This is a genomic window from Rhodococcus sp. S3 (assembly GCF_058211795.1).
Window position 1 is genome coordinate 1,543,953 of the sequence record NZ_CM177074.1, and the last position, 24,334, is coordinate 1,568,286.

At 67.1% G+C, this 24,334-nt stretch carries 20 protein-coding genes; 9 read left to right on the forward strand and 11 right to left on the reverse strand.

The window, feature by feature from the left end:
• Nucleotides 1–984, forward strand: a complete 984-nt coding sequence (locus tag AC0LPE_RS07255; protein WP_490605905.1) for a TauD/TfdA dioxygenase family protein — start codon at nt 1–3, stop codon at nt 982–984.
• Between the two features lie 72 nt (nt 985–1,056).
• Here AC0LPE_RS07255 and fadD1 read toward each other — a convergent pair whose 3' ends face one another.
• Genes fadD1 through AC0LPE_RS07270 form a run of 3 tightly spaced genes read right to left on the reverse strand, consistent with a single transcriptional unit; the run spans nt 1,057 to nt 4,912 of the window.
• Nucleotides 1,057–2,625, reverse strand: coding sequence for a fatty-acid--CoA ligase FadD1 (fadD1, locus tag AC0LPE_RS07260; protein ID WP_490605906.1), 1,569 nt, complete (start codon nt 2,623–2,625; stop codon nt 1,057–1,059).
• Between the two features lie 53 nt (nt 2,626–2,678).
• Nucleotides 2,679–3,578, reverse strand: coding sequence for an alpha/beta hydrolase (locus AC0LPE_RS07265; protein WP_088896738.1), 900 nt, complete (start codon nt 3,576–3,578; stop codon nt 2,679–2,681).
• Nucleotides 3,560–4,912 (reverse strand): flavin-containing monooxygenase, encoded by a 1,353-nt coding sequence (locus AC0LPE_RS07270; protein WP_490605907.1) that lies wholly within the window; start codon nt 4,910–4,912, stop codon nt 3,560–3,562. The genes AC0LPE_RS07265 and AC0LPE_RS07270 overlap by 19 nt, the downstream gene beginning before the upstream one ends.
• A gap of 268 nt (nt 4,913–5,180) precedes the next feature.
• On the opposite strand from AC0LPE_RS07270, the gene ctaD reads away from it, so the two are divergent.
• Together ctaD and AC0LPE_RS07280 are read left to right on the forward strand one after the other, a co-directional pair.
• Nucleotides 5,181–6,929 (forward strand): aa3-type cytochrome oxidase subunit I, encoded by a 1,749-nt coding sequence (ctaD, locus tag AC0LPE_RS07275; protein WP_490605908.1) that lies wholly within the window; start codon nt 5,181–5,183, stop codon nt 6,927–6,929.
• Between the two features lie 63 nt (nt 6,930–6,992).
• The gene (locus AC0LPE_RS07280; protein WP_490605909.1) at nt 6,993–8,534 is read left to right on the forward strand and encodes a flavin-containing monooxygenase; all 1,542 of its coding nucleotides are present in this window, start codon (nt 6,993–6,995) and stop codon (nt 8,532–8,534) included.
• Here the strand turns inward: AC0LPE_RS07280 and AC0LPE_RS07285 are convergent.
• On the reverse strand, nt 8,516–9,193 hold the full coding sequence (locus tag AC0LPE_RS07285) for a TetR/AcrR family transcriptional regulator (RefSeq protein WP_308197022.1): 678 nt from the start codon (nt 9,191–9,193) through the stop codon (nt 8,516–8,518). The genes AC0LPE_RS07280 and AC0LPE_RS07285 overlap by 19 nt on opposite strands.
• A gap of 175 nt (nt 9,194–9,368) precedes the next feature.
• Between AC0LPE_RS07285 and AC0LPE_RS07290 the strand changes: the two genes are divergently transcribed.
• The 6 genes from AC0LPE_RS07290 to AC0LPE_RS07315 are packed head-to-tail and all read left to right on the forward strand — an operon-like array spanning nt 9,369 to nt 16,137.
• Nucleotides 9,369–10,217 (forward strand): urea amidolyase associated protein UAAP1, encoded by an 849-nt coding sequence (locus AC0LPE_RS07290; protein WP_160877528.1) that lies wholly within the window; start codon nt 9,369–9,371, stop codon nt 10,215–10,217.
• Entirely contained in the window at nt 10,214–10,864 is a 651-nt protein-coding gene (locus tag AC0LPE_RS07295; protein ID WP_016935544.1) for an urea amidolyase associated protein UAAP2, read from the forward strand. The genes AC0LPE_RS07290 and AC0LPE_RS07295 overlap by 4 nt, the downstream gene beginning before the upstream one ends.
• Nucleotides 10,865–10,871: 7 nt before the next feature.
• A complete protein-coding gene (locus tag AC0LPE_RS07300) occupies nt 10,872–12,842 on the forward strand; it encodes a 5-oxoprolinase/urea amidolyase family protein (RefSeq protein WP_490605910.1) in 1,971 nt (656 codons plus the stop codon).
• A complete protein-coding gene (locus AC0LPE_RS07305; protein WP_490605911.1) occupies nt 12,839–13,606 on the forward strand; it encodes a hypothetical protein in 768 nt (255 codons plus the stop codon). Before AC0LPE_RS07300 ends, AC0LPE_RS07305 begins: the two co-directional genes overlap by 4 nt.
• Entirely contained in the window at nt 13,603–14,634 is a 1,032-nt protein-coding gene (locus AC0LPE_RS07310) for an isopenicillin N synthase family dioxygenase (protein ID WP_160877520.1), read from the forward strand. The genes AC0LPE_RS07305 and AC0LPE_RS07310 overlap by 4 nt, the downstream gene beginning before the upstream one ends.
• 21 nt (nt 14,635–14,655) lie before the next feature.
• Nucleotides 14,656–16,137 carry a high affinity choline transporter 1 gene (locus AC0LPE_RS07315; protein WP_064063163.1) on the forward strand — a complete coding sequence of 494 codons (1,482 nt, stop codon included), beginning with the start codon at nt 14,656–14,658 and terminating at the stop codon, nt 16,135–16,137.
• Nucleotides 16,138–16,197: 60 nt separating this feature from the next.
• On the opposite strand, the gene AC0LPE_RS07320 is transcribed toward AC0LPE_RS07315, so the two are convergent.
• The 7 genes from AC0LPE_RS07320 to AC0LPE_RS07350 all read right to left on the reverse strand — a co-directional run bounded on the left by AC0LPE_RS07320 (nt 16,198) and on the right by AC0LPE_RS07350 (nt 24,322).
• A complete protein-coding gene (locus tag AC0LPE_RS07320; RefSeq protein ID WP_229567629.1) occupies nt 16,198–17,280 on the reverse strand; it encodes a DUF3558 domain-containing protein in 1,083 nt (360 codons plus the stop codon).
• Between the two features lie 158 nt (nt 17,281–17,438).
• A complete protein-coding gene (locus AC0LPE_RS07325) occupies nt 17,439–18,335 on the reverse strand; it encodes a hypothetical protein (protein WP_490605912.1) in 897 nt (298 codons plus the stop codon).
• A gap of 173 nt (nt 18,336–18,508) precedes the next feature.
• Nucleotides 18,509–18,820, reverse strand: a complete 312-nt coding sequence (locus tag AC0LPE_RS07330) for an antibiotic biosynthesis monooxygenase family protein (RefSeq protein WP_016694228.1) — start codon at nt 18,818–18,820, stop codon at nt 18,509–18,511.
• Between the two features lie 88 nt (nt 18,821–18,908).
• The gene (locus tag AC0LPE_RS07335) at nt 18,909–20,633 is read right to left on the reverse strand and encodes an ABC transporter ATP-binding protein (protein ID WP_490605913.1); all 1,725 of its coding nucleotides are present in this window, start codon (nt 20,631–20,633) and stop codon (nt 18,909–18,911) included.
• Nucleotides 20,630–22,402: an ABC transporter ATP-binding protein gene (locus tag AC0LPE_RS07340; RefSeq protein ID WP_490605914.1), complete on the reverse strand. Its 1,773-nt coding sequence runs from the start codon at nt 22,400–22,402 to the stop codon at nt 20,630–20,632. The genes AC0LPE_RS07335 and AC0LPE_RS07340 overlap by 4 nt, the downstream gene beginning before the upstream one ends.
• Nucleotides 22,399–23,844 carry an MFS transporter gene (locus AC0LPE_RS07345; RefSeq protein ID WP_033097356.1) on the reverse strand — a complete coding sequence of 482 codons (1,446 nt, stop codon included), beginning with the start codon at nt 23,842–23,844 and terminating at the stop codon, nt 22,399–22,401. The genes AC0LPE_RS07340 and AC0LPE_RS07345 overlap by 4 nt, the downstream gene beginning before the upstream one ends.
• Complete coding sequence (locus AC0LPE_RS07350) at nt 23,837–24,322, reverse strand: hypothetical protein (RefSeq protein ID WP_490605915.1); 486 nt, start codon at nt 24,320–24,322, stop codon at nt 23,837–23,839. The genes AC0LPE_RS07345 and AC0LPE_RS07350 overlap by 8 nt, the downstream gene beginning before the upstream one ends.
• Nucleotides 24,323–24,334: the final 12 nt, after the last annotated feature.

Consider the following 24,334-nt stretch of genomic DNA (forward strand, 5'->3'; position numbering starts at 1 on the left):
ATGACCATCACCGAACTCGATCGCGACACGACCACCGCCGAATCCGTCTACACCGCCGGGGGCATCGTCGTCACCAAGCTGGGGGAGCACATCGGTGCGCGGATCGACGGAGTGCGGTTGTCCGGGTCGTTGGCGCCCGAGACCGTCGACGCCATCCGCTACGCCCTCGCTGTGCACAAGGCGATCGTCTTCCGCGACCAGCATCATCTCGACGACGAGCAGCAGTGGGCCTTCGCGGGTCTGCTCGGCACGCAGACCCAGTCGCACCCCACGGTCCACTCGAAGGGCAAGCGGCTGTTGCCCATCGAGGGTGCCGCGAACAGCTGGCACACCGATGTCAGCTTCGTCGACCGCATTCCGAAGGCGTCGATCCTGCGGGCGGTGACCCTGCCGCCGTACGGCGGTGCGACGACGTGGGCTTCCACGACCGCAGCCTACGAGCAGTTGCCGGACGCGTTGAAGGCGCTCGTCGACAACCTGTGGGCCCTGCACACCAACCTCTACGACTACGCCGAGAAGCTCGACGCGGGCAGCTCGGATCCGGCGCTGACCGAGGAGCGCCGCCGCTACCAGGACGAGTTCCGCCGCAACACCTACGAGGCGATCCACCCGGTGGTGCGGGTCCATCCCGAGACGGGTGAGCGCACCCTGTTGCTCGGTCACTTCGTGAAGGAGTTCGTCGGTCTCAAGCCGTCGGAGACCGCCGCGCTGCTCCAGCTGCTGCAGAACCGGATCACGAAGCTGGAGAACACCTTCCGCTGGTCGTGGGAAAGCGGCGACGTCGCGATCTGGGACAACCGCGCCACCCAGCACTACGGCATCGCCGACTTCGGCGACCACACCCGCCGCCTGCACCGCATCACCCTCGCCGGCGACATCCCCGTCGGCGTCGACGGCACGCGCAGTCGGGTTGTGCAGGGCGACGCGAGCGAGTACTCGGTGGTCGAGGAGCCGTCGCGGCTGCCTGGCTTCGACGCGAACTGAGGCAGCAGAGCGCGAAACGGTCGTAGGAGCGCGAAACATCCCGCGCCGATGACCGTTTCGCGCTCCGCAGCATCAGGCCACGACGTACTTCTCGTTCTCGCGGACCCACAGCACGCCGTCGCCGGCCGTGGGTCCTTCCTTCTCGAGCGCGCGCTTGAGGATCTTGTTGGTGGCCGTGGTGGGCAGATCCGCCGCGATCCGCACGTATCTCGGCCACGCCTTGGGGGACAGATCGGCCTGCTCGGAGAGGAACTTCTCGAATTCCTCGGGGACGAGCGACGTCTCGTCGCGCAGCACGAGCGCGGTCATGACCTGGTCGCCCACGTGTTCGTCGGGCACACCGTAGACGGCGACGCGACTCAACTGCGGCAGTCGCTGCAGGATGCGCTCGATAGGAGCGGCGGCGAGGTTCTCGCCGTCCACGCGCATCCAGTCTGCGGTGCGGCCGGCGAGGTAGATCCAGCCGTCCGCGTCCTTGTAGGCGAGATCGCCAGACCAGAACATGCCACCCCGCAGACACTCGTCGGTGGCGGCCTCGTCGTTGTAGTAGCCGGTGAAGAATCCGGCGCCCTGCGTGTTCACGAGTTGACCGACGGCCTTGTCGGCGTTGATCAGGGCGCCGTTGTCGTCGAACTCCGCGTGAGCGCAGGGGGTGAGGGTCTCCGGATCGTAGACGTCCACACCCGGCAGTCCTCGACCGATCGATCCGGGTGGGGTGCCTTCGTCGCGGGTGATGATCACCGCAGCCTCGGTCGACCCGAAACCGTCCCAGACGGTGCAGTCGAAGCGCCGGCCGAACTCCTCGATGTCGCGGTCGGTGGCCTCGTTGCCGAACGCCACCCGGAGGGGGTTGTCGGCGTCGTCGGGTCGTTCGACGGTCGCGAGAATGTACGCGAGGGGCTTGCCGACGTAGTTCATGTAGGTCGCGCCGTAGCGGCGCACGTCGTCGAGGAAGTGCGAGGCGGAGAACGACGCCGGTGCCATCGCCGCGCCGCTGCACAGCGACACGCACCACCCGGCGAGGATCGCGTTGGAGTGGAACAACGGCATCGACAGGTAGACGACGTCGTCGCTCGTGATCGAGAACCGCGGGACGAGGGTGTCGCCCGAGAACAACACCATCATGTGGGCGAGCATCACCGGCTTCGGATCCCCGCTCGTCCCCGAGGTGAAGATCAGCATGAACGGATCGGTCGGACCGACCTCCCGGTACGGCTCGAGCGCGCCGGCGCCGTCGACGAGCGCCCGCCACTCCGGGCTCGCGACGTCGAAGACGATGACGTCGCCGAGGTCCAGACCGTCGAGCAGTGGGGCGTGCTCGGCGTCGGTCAGCAGGATCTGGCAGTCCGCCCGCAGGATGTCGCGTGCCAGGCCCTCACCACGTCGGGTGTTGTTGATGCCGACGAGCGGGAACCCCGCGAGCCCGGCCCCGGCGATCGCGTGGAGGAAAGCGGGGGTGTTGCCGAGCAGTGCTCCGACATGCACCGGCCGGTCATGGTCCATCAGCGACAGCAGTGCCGCCGCCTGGGCGGATGCCTCCTGCAGGTGTTCGCGCCAGGTCCACCTGCCGGTGTCGTGGACGATGGCCGCGGTGTCGTTCTCGAGCAGGTCGCGGAGTGCCTGCTGGACGGTCTCTGCCATGGCTACCTCGGATGTGCGAAGGGAAGGGATCCGCGAAGACGGATCCCTCGGGGTTACTGCGCAGCGAGATGTCGGGTCAGGAAGTGGATCTGATGCTCTACGGCCGGGTCGAACCAATCCTTGCCGGGCCACACGTCGAAGTGGTCGCACGGATAGTGACGCACCTCGGCGCGGGCGCGGAAGGCTGCGCGCGCCGCGGCGTGCGGGGGAGCGCTGCGATCGAAGTCCGCGATCTGCACCAGGACGGGGCACGCAACGGACGACGCGTGTCTCGCGGGACGGTAGGTGCCGAGCGACAGCACGACGTCGGCATCGATCTCGTTGCGCCAGGTCGGGCCCGCCAGGGAGAGATAGTCCTCGCGGTAGCCGTCCAACGACAGGGCGGCGACCGTGCCGGGTGGACCCACGATCGGGATGGTGGTCGACGAGCGTCGCGCCACCCGGCTGCGGAGCCCCGCTGCCGTCGAGCGGGCCAGCGACGAGGGCGCGTGATGCCGGGCCGCGAGGACACCCGCAGCCGGTCCGTCGACGAGCGGTGTCACGGACACGACGGCCGCGACGTCCCGGTCCTGGGCCGCGACGGACAGGACGTGTCCGCCCGACAACGACACGCCCCACAGCACGGCGCGACGCGGATCGGCGCCGTCCAGTCGTCGCGCAGTCGAGACGGCTGCGCGGTAATCGGCGATCTGTCCCGCGACGTCGACGCGCTGACGGTCGGTGCCTCCGGACTCACCGAATCCCCGGTAGTCGAAGGCGAGCACGTGCATGCCCGCGGCCGCGAGCCGCTCGGCGAACGGGGCGAGACCGGAGTCCTTCGTCCCGCCCAGACCGTGGGCCATGACCACGACCGGTGCCCCGTCGGCGCTGCCGAGCACGTCGGATCCGGGGGTGAAGTGCCAGGCGTGGACCGTCTCGCCCCCGGAGGGGAAGGTCAGTGAACGCGGGTGCACGAGGCGTCCTCCTTCGATGCCCGGCCGGCACGGGCGATTCCGGCGGGCAGCTCGCGCGTCCGGATGTCGAACTCGTAGGCGAAATAGTCGAGCTGCTGTGTGTGCCGGGGGCGGTCGAGCATGTGCCCGGTGAACGTGCGCTGATCCTCGACGATGACGCGGCGCATCTCGTCCTCGGACGGAAGGGCGTAACGGCCGATCGCATAGGCCGCGATCAGTCGCCCCTGGCATTCGACAAACGGGAACAGAGTGGGCGTGGCCTGCGCGAAACCGGCGAACGCGAGGTCGGGGATGCCCGGGGCGAAGATCCGCTTGTACAGCGCGATGTGGTTGTCGGGAGCGCTGATGAACTCCGGATCGAAGAACGGGAAGGTGATGTTGTAGCCGGTCGCGTAGATGACGACGTCGAACTCCGCTGCGGTTCCGTCCACGAAGTGGACCGTGTGGTCGTCGAACCGTTCGATGTCGGGTTTCGCGACGATGTCGCCCGAGCCGAGGCGCAGCGGCAGTTCGACCGACTGCGTGGGGTGCGCCTCGAAGAACTTGTGGTTCGGAGTGGGCAGCCCGTACCGCTCGGGACGTCCCGACAGCAACGGCTGGCCCCACTGCGCGACCTTCCGTTGCCACGACATCGGTATGTACGGAACGGTGCGGTAGAACTTGTCGGCCGGCCGGCCCGCGATGTACTTCGGGACGATCCACGCACTCGAGCGCGTCGACAGCGTCACCTCGGTCTGCAACGCCTTCGACGACAACTCCACGGCGATGTCGGCCGCGCTGTTGCCGAGCCCCACCACGAGGATGCGCTTGCCCGCGAAATCCATCGGGGTGCGCGGGTCGATGTAGTGGTGGGAGTGCAGCGACTCGCCGGCGAAGTGCCCGGGGAACTCCGGCACGCGGGGATCCCAGTGGTGACCGTTGGCGACGACGAGGAACTCGAACGCGCGCGTGCTGCCGTCCTCGAGGTCGAGCTCCCACCCGCCTTCGGGTCGCCGTCGTGCTTCGCGGACACCGTTGCGGAACTCGATGTTGCCCCGCAGTCCGAAGGCGTCGGTGTAGCCGTCGAGGTACTCCTTGATCTGCGTGTGATGCGGGAAGTCGGGATAGGACTCCGGCATCGGGTAGTCCTTGAACGACAGCTGATGCTTCGACGTGTCGATGTGCAGCGAGCGGTACGCGCTGCTGTGGCCGTTGGGATTGCCGAAGGCCCAGTTGCCGCCCACCCGATCGGAGCTCTCGAAGCAGGTGTAGGGCACCCCGTAGTCGCACAGCATCTTTCCGGCGGTCAACCCGCTGATACCGGCGCCGATGACCGCGGTGGTAGGTGCCGACATGGTGTCCCTTCGACGCGGTGGTGCAGGTGCTCGGAGCGACGACCTGCAGTGACGACGGTCACAATGTAGAACACGTTCTCTTCCGTGTACACGGGACGTTCCGCTCGCCCGTCGTCGCGTCGCAATTCGGTCCGCGAACCCGGTGCGCGTGTGAGGTGGAACGCCTACTCTGAGTTCACCTGCAGCATCGCGGGTGGTGATCGTCGCGCGCCGTCGATCCCGTCCGCGCCGCACCGTTGCCGCCTTCCCGGCGGCTCGAGGAGGCCCGATGAACGCGGTTGTCGCTCCCGTCAAGCCCACGCGGCCGTATCCGCCGCGGTACCACTCCAAGGGCGCGGTCCTCTACGACCTGATCACCACGACAGACCCGAAGAAGCTCGGACTGATGTACATCTTCACATCGTTCGCGTTCTTCCTGTTCGGTGGTCTGCTCGCCCTGTTGATGCGCGCGGAGCTCGCGGTCCCCGGCCTGCAGTTCCTGTCGAACGAGCAGTACAACCAGCTGTTCACCAACCACGGCGGCATCATGCTGCTGATGTACGCGACGCCGGTCGTCTTCGGTTTCGCGAACTACATCCTGCCGCTGCAGATCGGCGCTCCCGACGTCGCCTTCCCGCGCCTGAACGCCTTCAGCTACTGGCTGTACCTGTTCGGCGCGCTCACCGTGGCATTCGGGTTCATCACTCCCGGTGGTGCCGCGGACTTCGGCTGGACGTCCTACATGCCGCTCGCCGACGAGATCCACTCACCCGGTATCGGCGGCAACCTGTGGTTCCTGGGTCTGGCGGTGATGGGTCTGGGCACCATCCTCGGCGGCGTCAACATGATCACCACCGTGGTCTGTATGCGTGCACCGGGGATGACCATGTTCCGCATGCCCATCTTCACGTGGAACATCTTCATCACGATGATCCTCGTGCTCCTCGTCTTCCCCCTCCTCGCCGCGGCGTTCATGGGGGCTTTCGTCGACCGCGTGATCGGTGGCAACATCTACGACCCCGCCACCGGCGGCGTGCTCCTCTACCAACACTTGTTCTGGTTCTTCGGTCACCCCGAGGTGTACATCATCGCACTGCCGTTCTTCGGCATCGTCTCGGAGATCTTCCCGGTCTTCTCCCGCAAGCCGATCTTCGGATACAGCGGCCTGGTCTACGCGACCATCGCGATCGCGGCGCTGTCCATCGCCGTGTGGGCGCACCACATGTACGCCACCGGCGCGGTGCTGCTGCCGTTCTTCTCGTTCATGACCTTCCTGATCGCCGTCCCGACCGGTGTGAAGTTCTTCAACTGGATCGGCACGATGTGGAAGGGCCAGATCACCTTCGAATCGCCGATGCTGTTCTCGGTCGGCTTCATCGTGACCTTCCTCTTCGGTGGTCTGACCGGTGTCATCCTCGCGAGCCCGCCGCTGGACTTCCACCTGCACGACTCGTACTTCGTGGTGGCGCACTTCCACTACGTGCTCTTCGGCACCATCGTGTTCGCGACCTATGCCGGCATCTACTTCTGGTTCCCGAAGATGACCGGACGCATGCTCGACGAGCAGCTCGGCCGCTGGCACTTCTGGCTGACCTTCATCGGCTTCCACACCACCTTCCTGGTGCAGCACTGGCTCGGTAACGAGGGTATGCCGCGTCGTTACGCCGACTACCTGCCGTCCGACGGGTTCACCACCTTGAACACCATCTCCACGGTCGGTGCGTTCATTCTGGGTGCGTCGACGCTGCCGTTCCTGTGGAATGTGTTCAAGAGCTACCGCTACGGGCAGGTCGTCACGGTCGACGATCCGTGGGGTTACGGCAACTCGCTCGAGTGGGCCACCACCTGCCCGCCGCCGCGGCACAACTTCTACGAGCTGCCGCGGATCCGTTCGGAGCGTCCGGCCTTCGAGCTGCACTATCCGCACATGGTCGAGCGGATGCGTGCCGAGGCCCATGTGGGTCCGGGCAGCGACAAGCGCGACGTGAACGTCCTCGAGGGTGCCGATCGCAGTCCCGCTGATCATCCTCGTGAGTGATCGGACGAGGTAGCGGCCGCAGACGGTAGCGGCCGGCCCTCCGCCGGAACGGAGTGGAGCGACATGACCGGAGCCGAGTCGGCCGGGACACTTCCCGCCGAAGTCGATGTGCTGATCGTCGGCGCCGGTATCTCCGGCATCGGGACGGCCTACCACCTGAAGACGAAGCGACCGGGGACCACCTTCGCGATCGTGGAGTCCCGCGACGCGATCGGAGGCACCTGGGACCTGTTCCGCTATCCCGGCGTCCGTTCCGACTCCGATCTGTACACACTCGGATTCGAGTTCAAGCCGTGGACGAAGAAGCACGCCTACGGTTCGGGGGAGGAGATCCTCGACTACCTGCGCGAGGCAGTCCAGGAGAACGATCTCGCGCGGTATCTGCATCTCGGGCACCGGGTGGTCGGTGCTCGATTCTCGACCGTGTCGGGGCGGTGGACCGTCACGGTGGGCAGGTCGGGAGACGCCGAGACGGTCACGGTGAGCTGCAGGTTCCTCTTCTCCGCGACCGGCTACTACGACTACGAGGCCGGTTACACCCCGGAGTTCGAGGGCAGCGACGACTTCCGCGGACAGATCGTCCATCCCCAGCACTGGCCCGACGACCTGGACTGTGCGGGCAAGAGGGTGGTCGTCATCGGCAGTGGAGCGACGGCGGTGACCCTCGTACCCGCCATCGCCGACGACGCCGCGCACGTGACGATGCTGCAGAGGTCCCCGTCGTACGTGCTGTCGTGGCCACGCGAGAACAAGCTCGCGAACACGGTACGGCGCCTGCTCCCCGAACGCGCGGCCTACCGCACGAACCGCGTGCTGGGTGTCCGGCTGCTGCACGAGATGTACCGATCGGCGAGACGCGCCCCCACACTCGCGCGCCGAGTGCTCAGCCGCCGGGCCGCACGTTCCCTGCCCGACGACTATCCGATCGACGTGCACTTCGGCCCGTCCTACGACCCGTGGGACCAGCGACTGTGCGTGGCGCCCGACGCCGACCTCTTCGACGCCATCACCCGAGGTGACGCCTCGGTCGTGACCGACCGGATCATCCGGTTCACCCCCACCGGGATCGCCCTCGAGTCGGGGCGCGAGCTCGAGGCCGACGTCATCGTCACCGCGACCGGCCTGGCGATGCTGCCCTTCGGCGGGATCGATCTCGAGGTCGACGGACGACCGATCGACCTGCACGGGTGCATCACCTACAAGGCCACCATGCTCACCGGCGTCCCGAACTTCGCCTTCGCATTCGGTTACACGAACTCGTCGTGGACCCTCAAGGTCGATCTCACCGGCCATCACCTGTGCCGGCTGCTCGACCACATGGACCACCGTGGCTACGCCGTCGTCACCCCGGTCTGCGACGATCCGACGGTCGGTGGAGGGCCGTTCTGGAACCTCACGTCGAACTACCTCCGGCGATCCGAGGACGTCTTCCCCACGTCCGGGGCCGACGGGCCGTGGACGATGGAGCAGAACTACTATCTCGATCGCCGCCGGTTACGTCGCGACCCCGTCGATCATCCGGCGTTGCGATTCTCGCGCGTCCCGGCGTCGTCCACGGCAGCGCCGCCCCGTCACGACATTTCCGATCAGCGGGCGGAAGCCTGACGGGAACCGTTCAGCACGTCCCCGGGAACACCCACGACCAGTGCGCGTGCGGCGCTCGTCACCTCGGCGACCCGGGTCACGCCGAGCACCGTCAGTGACGCGGTCGCCAGGGTTTCCGGCAGGCTCGCGTCGATGTCGCCGTCCGCGCGCGTGGAGATGACCGATTCGACGAGCCGGAAGGGCAGATCGATCCGGGGGTCGTCCCCGCCGACGATCTGCGACGCGAGTTCACGATAACGCCGGTACAGACGCCGGCGGTCGCGCCGGAAGACGTCGAACGAATCGGTGCGCAACTCCGGAAGATGGTAGAGCGCACCGAGATTCCATCTCCCCGCACACAATTGGGCGGCGTCGAACCAGGTCAGTGCACACAACCGCAGGTCGGCGGGCAGTGCGTCCCCGAGTCCGTCGTCGAACTCGATCGTCGGTTCGACGGTGCCCTCGAGCAGTGCTACGAGGATGTCGTTCTTCGTCGCGAAATGGTTGTACAGCGATGCCTGCCGGATCCCCACGGTCTCCGCGATCAGGCGTGTCGACGTACTCGCGAATCCGCGTGTGGTGAACAGCTCGGCCGCCGCATCGAGAATCTCTGCGCGGGCGTTGTTTCCGGGTCGGCGCGGGGCGCGGAGGCGGGGTCGTCCTGGTCCTGCTTGGCTCACCCCTTCACCCTGACACATCGAAATGTCCAGCAACACTGCAGAGTTCGAGTGGTGAGCATTCTGTCACCTGGATGAAACACAAGAAACGGAGTCGTTACGCGCAGGACATTCGCCGAAGATGCGCGACCGGAAAACTGTCGATCGACAGTTTCCCTCACCCGCCGATCGGAGCGCCATGACCGAGACACTCGCGACCGCCACCACGCACGCTGCTCGCGCCCATGCCCGAGCGCAGGCAGGAACCGTCACCGACGCCATGCCGATCGTCCCGGCATCGTCGTGGCCGGCTCCGCCCAGCGGTCGCGCGGCGTCGATGACCTGGGCCGAGACCGTTCCCGGTGGCCGCTACACCAGCAAGGTCCTCGCACGCGGCACCCGCCTGCGCCTGCGGGACGTCCACGGCACCGCCTGCGCCAACCTCCTGCTGTTCCGCGCCGACGCACCGCACGAGCGGCTCAACGTCGCCGACACGGTGAAGGTGCCGTGGCAGGCCTATCTCGGTGTCGGGCATCCCCTGCTCTCCGATCAGGGCCGCGTCCTCGCCACGATCGTTGCCGACACCTCCGGTCGCCACGACGCGCTGTGCGGCACGACCCACCTCGCGGGGAACACCGCGAAATACGGTGCGGGATCGCTCCATTCGAGCTCTCCCGCGGGCCGCGAACTGTTCACGGTCGCCGCGGCCAAGCACGACCTGCAGCCGCGCGACCTGCCGCCCTCGCTGTCCTTCTTCCACGGTGTCCGCGTCGAGGAGGACGGCAGCCTCGTCAGCACCGGCAACGCCGGTCCCGGTGCCGCCGTCGACCTGCTGATCCACCTGCCGGTCATCGCCCTGATCGCCAACACCGCACACCCGCTCGACCCGAACCCCGAGTTCACCACCGGCAGCCTCGAAGTCCTCGCCTGGCGGGCGCCCGGCGAACTGAACTCGCTGCCGAACACCGACCCCGAATACCAGCGCGCCGTGCTCAACACCGACGACGCCTGGGCCGCCGCCACGTCCGAAACGGAGATCCGCCGATGACCCTCACCGCAGACACCGCAGAACTCGCCCTCGTTCCCGGTCGCGTCGTCCTCGACGAGATCGTCGGACTCCGCGGACCGTGGTCGGCCGTCGTCGCCGCGGGAGACGTCCTCACGATCGTCGACCTGCACGGCAACCAGGCCGTCGACACGCTCGTCTACGACGCGCACGACACCGGCCGGCGGTACAGCGCAGCGGCCACCGTCGCCGCACAGCAGAATCTGTTCCTCACCACCGGATCCGTCCTGCGCGACTCCGAGGGCGCTCCGCTGATGACGCTCGTCGCCGACGAGGTGGGAAATCACGACACCGTCGGTGGTGCGTGCTCGCAGGAGTCGAACACCTTGCGCTACGGGCACCACACGAAGCATCAGCACGCATGTGTCGAGAACTTCCTCATCGAGGGCGCGAAGTGGGGACTCGGCAAACGAGATCTCGTCTCCAACATCAACTTCTTCATGAATGTGCCCGTCGAGGCGGACGGCACCCTCGGCATCGTCGACGGGCTCTCCGCTCCCGGAAAGCGCCTCGCGCTCCGCGCCGAGCGCGACGTCCTCGTCCTCGTCTCGAACTGCCCCCAGATCAACAACCCGTGCAACGGCTTCGATCCTACGCCGGTTCGCATGATCGTCACCCGCGAGGAGTGAGCCTGCCATGACCACCAAGATCGGCGTAGAACGCCCCGGAATGCTCACCACCGTCCAGGACTATCCGGGTCGCACCGGCTACTGGCAGATCGGCGTACCGCCCTCCGGGCCCATGGACGACCTGTCCTTCCGTCTGGGCAACGTGGCTCTCGGCAACGACGAGGGCGCCCCCGGCCTCGAGACCACGATGGCAGGTCCCGCGCTGCGTTTCACCGAGGACACCGAGGTGTGCGTAACCGGTGCTCCCGCCGTCGTCCGGGTCGACGGAGTCACCGTTCCGCAGTGGCGACCCGTCACCGTTCCGGCCGGCGGACTGCTCGACGTCGGCGTCGTCTCCGGTCCCGGCCTGCGCGTCTACATCCTGGTCCGGGGCGGACTCGACGTTCCCGAATTCCTCGGCAGCGCCTCGACGTTCACGCTCGGCACGTTCGGTGGTCACGAGGGTCGTACCCTTCGCGAAGGCGACGTCCTCGTCGTGGGTGACGACCCCCGCGGTGAGAGCGCGCCCGTCCCGTCCGAACACGTACCGGCTCTCGGCACGCGCTGGGAGATCGCGGTGACCGAAGGCCCGCACGGCGCCCCCGAGTTCTTCACCCGCTCCGACATCGACACCCTCTACGCCACCGAGTACGAGGTGCACTTCAACTCCGATCGCACCGGGGTCCGGCTCATCGGCCCGAAGCCGGAATGGGCCCGGACCGACGGCGGGGAAGCGGGGCTGCACCCGTCGAACATCCACGACAACGCGTACTCCGTCGGTGCGCTCGACTTCACGGGCGACACCCCGATCCTGCTCGGCCCCGACGGGCCGAGCCTGGGCGGCTTCGTGTGCCCGGTGACGGTCGTCGCCGCCGACCGCTGGAAGCTCGGTCAGCTCGCACCCGGCAACACCGTCAGGTTCGTCCCCGTGAAGTCGCAGCACAGCGCGTCGCGCCGCGAACTGGGAGTCGGTCGTCGTGCCGGTCTGTCGCTGGTCGCGTCGGGCGGCGGCGACGGCGACGACGGAGTCCTGGCCCGCCGCGACGGGCACACCGCCGTCACCTACCGCCGCAGCGGCGACGACAACGTGCTCGTCGAGTACGGCGACATGACGCTCGACCTGGCGCTGCGGGCCCGCGTGCACGCCCTGCACCAACGCCTCGAAGCGCAGCGCCCTGCAGGCCTGCTCGAACTCACCCCCGGTATCCGGTCGCTGCAGGTCAAGGTCGATCCGGATGTCCTGTCGGTACCGGTCCTGCTCGGTCTGCTCGCCGAGGTCGAGGACGGTATCGGCGACAGCGACGAACTGGAAGTGCCCAGCCGTCAGGTGCGCCTGCCGCTGTCCTGGGACGATCCGGCGACCCGCGAGGCCATCCAGCGCTACATGCACGGCGTGCGGTCGGACGCGCCGTGGTGCCCGTGGAACATCGAGTTCATCCGTCGGATGAACGGCCTCGACACCGTCGCCGACGTGTTCGACACGGTGTTCGCCGCCGATTACATGGTGCTCGGACTCGGCGACGTCTACCTCGGTGCACCGGTCGCGACACCGCTCGACCCGCGGCACCGGCTGGTCACCACCAAGTACAACCCGGCCCGCACGTGGACACCCGAGAACGCGGTCGGTATCGGCGGTGCGTATCTGTGCATCTACGGCATGGAAGGCCCCGGCGGGTACCAGTTCGTCGGCCGCACCACCCAGGTGTGGAATCACCGGCACCCGCAGCCGGCCGGGCCCTTCGAGGACGGAACGCCGTGGCTGCTGCGGTTCTTCGACCGGATCTCCTGGTATCCCGTCGACCCCGAGGAACTGCTCGATCTGCGTGCCGATCTCGCGGCCGGCCGCGGCGGGGGAGTGGAGATCACCGACGGGACCTTCTCGCTGGCGGACCACCGGAAATTCCTCGCCGACAACACATCCTCGATCGCGGAGTTCCAGGCGACCCAATCCGTCGCCTTCGCGCAGGAGCGGGCACGGTGGAAGGCGACCGGCGCATGACGACCGCCGAACGGATCCGGCTTGCAGGAACCCGGTTCGAGCGAACGCTGCTGGCGCGGCCGGGCACCGAACCCGACACCACCACCCGGGTCACCTGGGTGCAGGGTGAGAAGTTGTACTGCGATCTGAGGCAACCCGCCTCGTTGCCTGTGGTGACGGCCTCGACCGCGAACGACATGGACCTCGACGATCTCGTGGCACTCGCGGCGCAGGACGGATTCGCGGGGCGGTTGCTCGACCGCGGCGATCACGTCGAGTGGGAACGCGCCGTGTCGTTCCACCCGCTCGGGCCGACACCCGACGCCGGCAGCCTGGCCGTCCTCGACGCGGACACTATCGTCGAACACGGTGTGTACGAGGACTACACGGAACACTGGCACACCGCCGGCGTCTCGTCCGACATCGAGGAGTATCTGCTCGAGGACATCGACACCGGGGCGACCGCGGTACTCGTGCGGGTGGGGGAGACCTTCGCGTTCGCGCGCGGCCGCGACCGCACCCCCGGATCCGGTTCTCTGCTCGAACGCATCAGGGGGGCGGCGACACTCCGCGAGGCCCGCGCAGTGCTCGACTGCGAGGTCGCCGTCGGCCGAGTGTGCGCCGGCCGATGGAACATCACCGCATCGACTCTCCCGTACCGGATCGGGGACGACCTCGACCCCGCTTTCGGAGACGAAATCCACACAAGTGACGTCACATTCGGCGGAACACCCGTCACGAGGCGGTGGCGTCCGCTCGACCCGAACCTCAGGACGGAACCATGACCTTCACCAGCATCCCCGTCGTCGACGTACACGCACTGGTCTCCGCCGACGACAGCGGACGGGAAGCAGTCGTCGAGGAACTCGGGCGTGCCGCCCGCGAGGTCGGTTTCGCTCAGATCGTCGGGCACGGTATCGATCCCACCCTCATCTCGGGACTGAAGACAGCCGCAGAACGCTTCTTCGCACTGCCCGACGAAACCAAGATGTCGGTCTACATAGGCACTTCGTCGAACCACCGCGGCTATGTGCCGCCGGGTGAGGAGGTGTTCGCCGGTGCCACACCCGATCACAAGGAAGCGTTCGATCTGTCCATCGATCTTCCCGCCGACGATCCGGACTATCTGGCCGGCAATCCACTGCTCGGACCGAACCAGTGGCCCGACCTGCCGGACTTCGAGAAGCCCGTGGGGGCCTACTACGATGCCGTATTCGGTCTGGGCCGTGTGCTTCTGAGGACTTTCGCCGAGACGCTCGGTGAGCCGTCCGACCTGTTCGATCGGTATGTGACGACACCGCCGGCGCAGTTGCGGATGATCCATTATCCCTACGATCCCAGTGCATCCGACCGCCCCGGTATCGGCGCTCACACCGACTACGAAATGTTCACGCTGCTCCTGCCCACGGCGCCGGGGCTCGAAGTGGTCAACGCCGACGGAGACTGGATCGAGGTCCCCTACCGCGACGATGCTTTCGTCCTGAATATCGGTGACCTGCTGGAGATCTGGACGAACGGTGTGTTTACAGCGACGTCACATCGGGTGCGTAAGGTTGCTCAGGAGCGTTACTCGTTCCCCTTGTTCTTCAACGTCGACTACGACACCCGGGTCGAGCCGCTGGAGAGGTTCGTCGACGCGGACGGACCACGATACGACGGAGTGACGGCCGGCGAACATCTGTTCGCGCAGACTGCTCAGAGCTTCACCTATCTCCGCAACCGGCTCGCCTCCGGCGAGATCGTTCTTCCCGACAATGCCCGCCCCCTCTATTCGCTCGGACGCGAAGCCCAACGCAGCGCTCCTGCCGTCTGACCTTCTCCATACGGAGCTGCCATGATCATCACCGGTGTTGCCGTGTGCCTCGTCGTACTTCTCGGGGCCGGCTTCTACTCCACCCGCAAGGTCCGCGGACAGGCGGGCAACTTCCTGCTCGCCGGTCGCTCGCTGGGCGCACCCGTTCTCGCCGTCCTGCTCATGTCCCAGGTCATCGACTCCAACGCGACCCTCGGTTCGGCCGACCTCGCGGCCGGATTCGGATTCTGGGCCGGCGCGGCGATGCCCCTCGGCGTCGCGCTCAGTGTTCTGCTCGTCGGAATCTTCTTCGCGAAGCGCCTGCGGGCGACCGGCGTGGTGACCCTGCCGGAGTTCTTCGCCCGGCGCTTCGGGCGCGGCACCGAGATCACCGCCTCCGTCCTCACCGTGGGCAGCTTCGGCATCCTCCTCGCCGGCAACCTCGTCGCCCTCGCCTACCTCCTGCAGTACTTCCTCGGCCTGAACTACACCGCCGCGGTACTGGTGATCATCCCGTTCGTGCTCGCCTACACGATGGCCGGCGGCATGTTCGCGAGCGTCTACACCGGCATGGTCCAGTTCGCCGTCATGGCCGTCGGTATCGTCTCCCTCCTCGCGTGGGTGGCTCTCGGTCCCGGCTTCACCCACGGGGACGGCCTCGGCATCGGTGATCTCGGCCAGCTCACCGATCCGGCGCAGGGCGCCGCGATCAACTGGGCCACGATCGTCGCTCTCGGACTCGGCAACCTGGTCGCGATCGACCTGATGCAGCGTGTGTTCTCCGCCAAGTCGCCGCACGCGGCGCAGCGCGCCTGCTTCTCCGCGGCGACCGGCATTCTCCTGCTGTGCGTGCCGCTCTCGTTCGTCGCTCTCGCCGCGGTCTCGATCGTCGGTGACAGCGCTGCCGACGCGCCGATCCTCTACGTCCTGCTCGGGCAGTACACCCCTCAGTGGTTGTCGATCCTGGTCCTGTCCGGCCTGGTCACCGCGTCGCTGACCACCATCAGTGGGGTGCTGCTGTCCACCGCGACGGTCCTGGTGCGCAACGTCTTCCGAGTCGGTGGCGAGAACGCCGCGATGTCCTCGGACGTCATGAAGGCCACGCGTCTGCTCATGCTGCCCATGGCGGCCTTCGGCGCGCTCGTCGCCCTGCGTGTTCCGCAGACGGGTATCCTTCTCACCCTCACCTTCGACCTTCTGCTCGCCTCGCTCGTCGTTCCGTTCATCCTCGGGCTGTTCTGGTCGCGCGGTGACGGGCGTGCCGTGGCCGCCGCAGCGATCGCCGGCATCACGGTGCGTGCCGGCTTCTTCGTCCTCACCCCGACGATCTACGGCGTCGACAACACCCTGCTGTACATCCCGAACTCACTGGTCACCTCGTCCGTCGACGGCTGGACCACCTTCATCGGATTCCTGGTGTCGCTGGTCGCCTACGTGACGGTCGCGCTGGTGCGACGCCCCGTCCGCGCGGTCACCGTTCCGGAGCCGGCCGTCCTGCCTGCGAAGCAACCGGTCGCGGTGTAGCTCGCGCGCCGAACCGGGGTTCGCTACCGCAACACGCGGGGCGAACCCCGGTTCACCGCGTCAGAGATCGACGAGTGTTTCGATGTCCTGAACGAGGGAGAACAGGGGAGCGCACTGTTTCTCGGAAGGAATCGGTTCGTTGTCGTAGGGGAAGTGCAACCACGAGCTGACGAGAACGCCGAATTTCGTGTCCAGGATGATCGCGCAATCGTTGCGGTCATGCTGGAGGAGCGCTCTCCTGCTATTGATCGTGATCTCGGTGGAGATATCGCGGTCGCGCTCGAGATATTCCTCGTAGGAGACATTGCCGGCGAGGAAAGTGATCGCGTAGGAATCCTTGTGGTCGGTCGTCTGGGCGAAGCTCTTCCATGAGCAGCTGATGAATGTGTACGTGCCGAAGGGAAGATCGGTGAGATCCTTGCTACGGTCGTCGAAACCTCTTTCGAGAAGTATCTCCATCGGAACATCCAGGCACGGATCGAAAGTGATGTCAGGTCGTTCCGAATCGTCGACGACGCGAGGCGTACGTACGGTCGTGGCGACCTCCATCATGATTCGTCCTGCGTCGACTTCTCGGTCCACCGAATCCTCGATCCGCTCGACGAAGCTTCTGGTCCGGCTGCATCGTGCGTCGTCCGTCATCGGCTGCATCTCGCGTGTGAGGTTGTGGTGCTTGATGCTGATCAGGCCGAATCGGGTGCTCATCGATATCTCGCAGCTGTTTGTTACGTTCGGGTCGAACTTGACGAGGGCGGGACGACCGCTGACTGTTGTCTCGGTGGTGTTCTCGGGGTCCCGCTTGTAGGCTTCGTCGAGCGTCCTGTTCGACGCCAGCAGGTACAGGTCGAACCAACCCGTATCGTTACTGTCCGGGGGAATGCTGTCGAAGGTGCACAGGATCGACGTGTAACCACCGGAGGTGTGCTCGGACTTCTGCCCGGTGGAGAGGTCGACACGTTCCGCACGGAAGGCCTCCTCCGGAATGTCCGCACATGGATCGAATGTGATTTGTGCATGCACTTCCGGGTCGACCGCTTTCGGTGTGTCGTTGGTGGGAAACACGCCTTCGGCCGCGATCGATGCCGGCCCTGGAGAATGGCTGCATCCCGCAACAAGAATCACTGTTATTGCAACTGCCGTCACCGACTTCGTGACGACTGTCGTCCACCTACGCACGTGACCCCCGATCCGTTTCTGCCGGCGGGACGTTAGCACGTTCCTTCCTCAGCCCCGCACGGCGCAGTGATTGCTTGCGCGCCGCACCGGGGTTCGCTACCGCAACACGCGGGGCGAACCCCGGTTCACCGCGTCAGCTTCGCGGCGCGACGCGCAGCCTGCCGGAGTCTCTCCGTCACGACGTCGAACCGTTCCAACTCCGCCCACGTCCAGCGCACCACTTCGTAGCCCGCGTCGCGGATCGCGTCCTGCCGGAGCTTCTCGTCGAACACGTCGCGCGGGTCGGAATACTTGATCCGCCCGTCGAACTCGCCGACGACGCCGTTCTCCCAGAAGAAGTCGACGCGATAGCGCCGCCCGTTCCCGCCCACGATCTCGTACTGGAGGATCGGTCGCGGCAGTCCTGCTTCCGCAATGCGTAGACGCGACAGCGATTCGCCCGCACTCTCGCTGCGACCGTCCAGAAACGGCACCACTGTGCGGGCACGAGCCAGGCCGTGGCGGGTCCGGGCATCGGCAAGCGCCCGCGAAACCTGTTCACGCATAACGGGGTACAGGCGAAGAGCGGAATCGCCTGCGATGACGGCCTGCTCCTTCGGGAGCGTGCGCGCGAGGTCGACGACGGTGCGGGCAATCGACGTGACGGCTACTCCGTCGACGACCACCACGTCGTCGCCGAGTTCGGTCGGATGCACGTGGATCTGCGAGGTGACACGACCGCGCCGCGTGGCGGGCCGGGAGATGTGGACGAGGTCGAGCGGTACGTCCCACAGTTCGAGGCCGTGCAGTGCCGCCGCCGACACGTGGCTGAGCGCCTCGTCGGGACCGAGCGTCGCTCCGACATGCCGGGCACGGACACGGTGGACGCCGACGGGGCCGATCGCGTCGACGTCACAGCGGTGCAGATAGCACCCGCGCCCGACCCGTACGAGTGAGCCGGTGCGAACGCCGGTGCGGATCTCGGTGTCCGAGAGACCCGCGACGGCGAGCGAGGTGTTGGTGAGAATGTTCGGATCTGTCACGACGACGATCCTGCGCGGAGCGACACCCACCGAACCCGCGACGACCTCCCGATCCGGTGTACCTGTGGATCGATCGCGGGGTTGGGGACAAACTCCTGTTCGGAGGCCGTTGACGCGCCGAACCGAGGTTCGCGCGTGCTACAGCGGCGGCGAACCCCGTTTCGGCGCGTTCTCTACTTCTCGAAGACGATGTCCTCGATGAGCGTGTGCTGCTCGACCGCGGAGGGTGCCTGCATGCCCGGAGCCTGATCGTCCGAGTGCGACGCCTTGAACGAGTCCGAACGCAGCCACGCGAGGAAGTCTTCCTTGGAGTCGAACTCCATGGTGGACACGTAGGGCAGGCCGTCGGCTGCGGGACGCATCAACGTCGTGCGGTTGAGGCCCGGCACTCCGTCGAGCGTCGAACGCATGCTCTCGACGAAGACCTTTTCGAATGCCTCGGTGGTATCGGCAGGAACGTCGATGCGGTTGGTGATGACGTACACGGTGACCCTTTCTGAGAAGTCGTGGCGGACCCGGGAGCCCTCAGGAATTATAACGACACCCTGTCGATAACCTACGGTCCGTGCCCGCTCACGATGCGCGGATCGGTGAAGCCGGCCCGATCGACATCTCCCAGAACTGCGTGTAGCGGCCGCCGCGACGCACCAGTTCATCGTGGGTTCCCTCCTCGACGATTCGCCCTCGGTCCAGGAACACGATCCGGTCGGCGTCGCGGACGGTGTGCAACCGATGCGCGACCATCAGCACCGTCCGTCCCGCCGTGAGCCGCTCCAACCCGGCGCGGACGACCGCCTCGTTCTCCGGGTCCAGGGCGGACGTCGTCTCGTCCAACAGGACGATCGGCGCGTCCTTGAGCAGTGCTCGCGCGATCGACACCCGCTGCCGTTCCCCGCCGGACAACATCGCGCCGCCTTCACCGACTCGCGACGACCAGCCGTCGGGTAGGCGTTCGATCACCTCGTCCAGCCCCGCGGCGGCACCAGCGGCGCGCACCTCGTCGTCGGTCGCATCCGCACGTCCGAGCCGCACGTTCTCCTCGAGGGTCTCATCGAACAGGTAGACGTCCTGGAAGACCACCGCGATCTGCGACATCAGCACGTCGGTCGCGATGTCCCGCACGTCCACCCCGCCGATCCGCACGGACCCCGCATCCACGTCGTGGAACCGTGCGAGCAGTTGCAGCAGCGTGCTCTTCCCGGCGCCGGACGGCCCGACCACCGCGAACCGCCGGCCCTGCGGCACCGCCAGCGACAACCCGTCGATCACCGTACGACCGTCCCGCCGGAAGGCCACCGAGTCGAACTTGATGTCGTGACCGTGCGGTCGCGCCGGACGAACCGGCTCGGGGAGGGGAGGGGTGCTCAGGAAGGCGTCGAGTCGTGTCAGTTCGCCGCGGGCGGCGCGCAGCTTTCCGCCGATCTCCGACAGTGACAACAGCGGTTCGGCGCAGCGACCTGCGAGGACGACGAGTGCCAACATGTCCGGCACCGCGAGGCTCCCGCCGATCACAAGGTAGGTGCCCAGTGCCAGCAGCGCGGTGAACGCCGCCTGCACGGTGACCGTCGTGCCGACGATGCCCGGCACGGCTGCGAGCGTCGAACGCCGCGAAGCACGCCGGATACCGTCGAGCGAGTCGTCGAGCAACCGGAAGCGTTCGACGGTTCGCCCGCCCGCGCGTAGGACAGGCTGTGCCTGAAGATATTCGACGACGCGAGCGGTGGCCTCGTGATCGCGTGCGGCGCGTTCGATATCGGTCGCCGCGGTGGTGCGCGCCGACCACATCTGCACCGCGGTCACCACGGGGATCGCCGCGGCGGCCGCCAGGCCCATCCGCAGGTCGTAGGCGGTCATCACCACCACGATGGTCAGCGGGGTCACGCATGCCGAGACGAACGGCGCGAGCATGTGAGCGATCACGCTCATCGATTGCAGGACACCACGACTCGCCGTCGCCGACAGTTCGCCGACCAGGTCGGCGCGATACCAGCCGAGCGGCAATCGTACGAGCTGGTCGCCCAGCCGGTGATAGACGCCGCGCAGCAGCGAGGTCCCGACGCGGAAACCCGACAGGTCGCTGACGTAGCGCAGCACCGCGTAGACCGCGACCGACGCCCCGAATCCGATCAGCCAGGGTCCGACGTCCGAGGGGGCGTCCCCGAACAGGATGCGCAGCACCGGGACGAGGAAGGCGTACGACAACCCCTCGGCGATCGCGCATCCCACCATGAGCGCCAGCGTCCGGCGCAGCGGGCCGGCGTGTTCGCGTCCGAGTGTGCGGAACAGTGTGGTGATCATCGTGCTCTGCTTCCTTGCAGGTCGGAACCTGCGGACGGTTGGAGGGAGCCCTCGCGGACGAGAACGTCCTCCGGTGAACCCTGTTCGACGATCGCTCCGTCCTCGAGAACCACGACCGTGTCCGCCCCGGTGATCGTCTCCGGTCGGTGCGTGACGGTCAGGATGGTCCGGTTGCCGCGCAAACGGGTGAGGGCAGCGTGGATCGCACCTTCGGTCCGGGGATCGGCGAAGGCCGTCGCCTCGTCGAGCACCAGCACCGGTGCATCGGTGAGCAGTGTCCGCGCGAGCGACAGGCGTTGCCTCTCCCCGCCGGACAGTTCGACCCCCTCTCCGAGGATCGTGTCGTATCCGTGGGGCAGTTCGACGATCCGCTCGTGGATGTCGGCCGCAACGGCTGCGCGGACCACGGCGTCGCGGTCGGCGTGCGGGACGGCCAGGGCGATGTTGTCGGCGATCGACGCACGCAGCAGACGAACGTCCTGGAAGACACATGCGATCGTGCGGTAGAGCGTCCTGCTCCCGACCTCCCGCAGGTCGACGCCACCGAGAGTGATCGTGCCGTGGGTCGGATCGAAGAAGCGCAGCAACAGTGTCGCCAGGGTGGACTTCCCACTGCCGGACGGACCCACCAGGGCGGTGACCGTCCCCGACTCGAGTGTCAGGTCGATGCCCCGGAGGACCTCGTGCGCATCCGAATAGCCGAAGCGGACGTCGTGCAGGTCGATCCGGTGCCCGCTCGGCGCTATCGGCCGCTCGGGTTCCGGCACCGGTGGCACGTCCAGCACCTCCCGGATCCGCTCGACGGCGCGCCGGGCGGCCAGGATGTCGTCGAATCCGTGGCCCAACGCCGCGATCGGGGTGGTCAGCCCCACGCCGAGGAGCACGAAGGGCAGCAGATCCGCCGCGGGCATACTGCCGCCCGTGATCAGGATCGAACTGCCGATCAGCACGGTCAGGAGCACGAACGGCGGCGAGAGGGCGAGTTGCATCCCCGCTGCCACGCCGGAGACGCCGCGCACCCATCGCGTGAAGGTCGAGACGAAATCGTCTGCTGCCGTGACGAATCTGTTCCGGGACCGGCGAGTGTCCCCGAAGACCTTCACGACCGAGATGCCGTTCACGAATTCGACGACCACATCGGCGATGCGTCCCATCGCGTCGTCGAACTCCTCCTGCTCCCGTCGCCGGGCCGCAGTGGACAGCAGGGGAACCAGCGACACGGCCAGGACGATCGGGATCATGGTGATCAGCGTCAGCCGCCAGTCGACTGTGAACAGGTAGACCGCCGACACGACCGGAACGAGGAAGGCGTTGACCATCTCGCCGGGCGTGTGCGCGATGAACGGGTGAACGGCGGAGACGTCGTCGCCGACGACCTTCGCGAGTTCACCCGTTCGGCGACGGGAGAACCAGCCGATCGGGACCTTGCCGAGGTGACGTGCGAGTTCGCGGCGGAACGCCAGCTGCACGGAGCCGTCGAGGCCGTGCGCGAGGCCGGATCCGATCGACGTGAGGACGAGTCGGGCGAAGAGTCCGAGTGCGCCGACGACGACGGCGGTCCAGGCGCGGGACTGGTCGACCGGTCCCGGCGCGAGGAGCGTCCGGCCGACCTCGGCGACGGCGAGAAGCGGAACGAGACCCGCGATACCGCCCGCGGCCTGGAGAGCCACACTCGCAGTGAACCTGCCGACGAACGGCCGCAGCAGCGACGACAGTGTTCGCCGCGACGCCGGATCCGTCTCGGGGAAGGATGTTTCCGTGGATGTCATGATGTCCGTGCTTTCGTCGGCCCTCGGACCGGGGCTGCGTCGCCGGTAGTCTCGGCGGGCGCGCCGGTCCGGGGGAGAACGGTGAATGCGATCGCGGCAGCGACGACGAGAAGCACTGCACCCAGCGCGAATCCGAGCGCGTAGCCGCTGTTCATGCTCTCGGGTGTCGCGAGTGGACCGATCCGGTGGTGTGCGGCGGTACCGAGAACGGCGAGTCCGAGCGACGCACCGATCTGCCGCGACGTATTGAGAAGTCCGGAGGCCGTGCCCATCTCGCGTGCGTCCACCCCCGAGGTCGCGACGGACACCACCGGACCGAGGCAGAGTCCGAACCCGATGCCGACGACGACGGCCGGTCCCAGAACGTCGGTGACGAACGACCCGTCGGCGCTGATCAGACCGAACCATGCGAACCCGCAAGCGCTGAGAAGCCCACCGGCGACGAGGAGGGTGCGCGCCGCCACGCGGTAGCCGAGCTTGACGGCGACCACCGATCCGACGATGACACCCACGGCCACCGGCAGGGTCATCAGACCCGTGGCAGCCGGGCTGTTGCCGAGTACCTGCTGTAGATACAGCGAGACGAAATAGAACGCCGACCCGATGGTGGCGCCCACCAGCAGGTTGAAGGCGTTCGCCCCGCTCACCGACCGGTTGGCGAAGAGGCCGAGCCGGATCAGCGGGTCGCGGCGGGTGGTTCGCTCGACGTGGACGAACGCCACCAGCAGGGCGACGGCCGCGGCGAGGGTGACGAGCGTGATCGTCGAGGTCCAGCCGTGGCGGTCGGTACGCACGAGTGCGAACACCAGGGCTGTCGTGCCGGCGGTGCCGAGAATCGCTCCGAGCACGTCCGGGCGACCGCGCCGCACGGGTACTCCGTCGACTCCCACACCCAGACGGGTCAGCGCGAGTGCTGCAGCGGCCATGGGCACGTTGACGAACATGACCCACCGCCATCCGGCGTATTCGGTGAGGACGCCGCCGATGATGAGACCGAAGGCGGCACCGCCGGCATTCATGGCGCTCCATATCCCGAAGGCGCGAACCCGGGCGCGGCCGTCGGGGAAGGTCGACGACAGCAGTGCCAGCGCGGCCGGCGCGAGGGCTGCAGCCCCGACACCCTGCATCGCTCGTGCGGCGACGAGGTGGCCGGGTGCTGCAGCGAACCCGCCGAGCAGCGAGGCGAGACCGAACACGCCCAGTCCTACGAGGAGAGCCCGCTTGTGCCCGTAGAGATCGGCCGCGCGTCCTCCGAGGAGGAGCAGACCGCCGAAGAACAGTGCGTAGGCGTGGATCACCCACGTCGCTCCCATCGGGTCGAAATGCAACCCCTCGGTGATCCGGGGGAGTCCGATGTTCGCGACGGACAGATCCAGCGACACCATGAACTGCACGGTCGCGACGGCTGCAAGGGTGTATCCGGGCCTCGTTGTGTCAGTCATGCCGGTCGGCCCTTTCGGTCGGGGGCAGGACCCAGGCGGCCATGACAGCGGTGATGCCCGGCAGCAGCGGGATCACCAGCAGGGTGATGCCCAGCCACAGCGGGACGATCGGGTTGTAGTGTTCGCCCGCGTATCCGACGTCGAACAGCAGCACGCAGGTTCCGATCACGAACAGTGTCGTCACCACAGCGCGGACCGCGACGTCCTTCTTCGCGCTCCACAGCGCGCCGAGCCGGCCGGCCAGGCCGAGGACGCCCACGATCACGAGGTATCCGGCGATCGCGTTCCGGTCGAGGTTCACATTGTCGGGTCCCCATTCGGGATATGCGTTCTGCACGTGCTGCTCGATCGATCCGATCATCCACACGTCCAGCAGAGGGAGTGCGATGCAGAGGATCTGCAGGCACGCGCCGAGGGTGAGGGCCTGCACAAGGTTGGGCCGGCGTTTCGTCGTACGAATTTCGGTTCGGACGGTCATGCCGGACTCCTC

Excerpts from the sequence above, each read along its gene's own strand:
- AC0LPE_RS07255 (WP_490605905.1), top strand. The coding sequence starts at position 1 with ATGACCATCACCGAACTCGATCGCGACACGACCACCGCCGAATCCGTC.
- fadD1 (WP_490605906.1), bottom strand. The coding sequence starts at position 2,625 with ATGGCAGAGACCGTCCAGCAGGCACTCCGCGACCTGCTCGAGAACGAC.
- AC0LPE_RS07270 (WP_490605907.1), bottom strand. The coding sequence starts at position 4,912 with ATGTCGGCACCTACCACCGCGGTCATCGGCGCCGGTATCAGCGGGTTG.
- ctaD (WP_490605908.1), top strand. The coding sequence starts at position 5,181 with ATGAACGCGGTTGTCGCTCCCGTCAAGCCCACGCGGCCGTATCCGCCG.
- AC0LPE_RS07280 (WP_490605909.1), top strand. The coding sequence starts at position 6,993 with ATGACCGGAGCCGAGTCGGCCGGGACACTTCCCGCCGAAGTCGATGTG.
- AC0LPE_RS07290 (WP_160877528.1), top strand. The coding sequence starts at position 9,369 with ATGACCGAGACACTCGCGACCGCCACCACGCACGCTGCTCGCGCCCAT.
- AC0LPE_RS07295 (WP_016935544.1), top strand. The coding sequence starts at position 10,214 with ATGACCCTCACCGCAGACACCGCAGAACTCGCCCTCGTTCCCGGTCGC.
- AC0LPE_RS07300 (WP_490605910.1), top strand. The coding sequence starts at position 10,872 with ATGACCACCAAGATCGGCGTAGAACGCCCCGGAATGCTCACCACCGTC.
- AC0LPE_RS07305 (WP_490605911.1), top strand. The coding sequence starts at position 12,839 with ATGACGACCGCCGAACGGATCCGGCTTGCAGGAACCCGGTTCGAGCGA.
- AC0LPE_RS07310 (WP_160877520.1), top strand. The coding sequence starts at position 13,603 with ATGACCTTCACCAGCATCCCCGTCGTCGACGTACACGCACTGGTCTCC.
- AC0LPE_RS07315 (WP_064063163.1), top strand. The coding sequence starts at position 14,656 with ATGATCATCACCGGTGTTGCCGTGTGCCTCGTCGTACTTCTCGGGGCC.
- AC0LPE_RS07335 (WP_490605913.1), bottom strand. The coding sequence starts at position 20,633 with ATGATCACCACACTGTTCCGCACACTCGGACGCGAACACGCCGGCCCG.
- AC0LPE_RS07340 (WP_490605914.1), bottom strand. The coding sequence starts at position 22,402 with ATGACATCCACGGAAACATCCTTCCCCGAGACGGATCCGGCGTCGCGG.
- AC0LPE_RS07345 (WP_033097356.1), bottom strand. The coding sequence starts at position 23,844 with ATGACTGACACAACGAGGCCCGGATACACCCTTGCAGCCGTCGCGACC.
- AC0LPE_RS07350 (WP_490605915.1), bottom strand. The coding sequence starts at position 24,322 with ATGACCGTCCGAACCGAAATTCGTACGACGAAACGCCGGCCCAACCTT.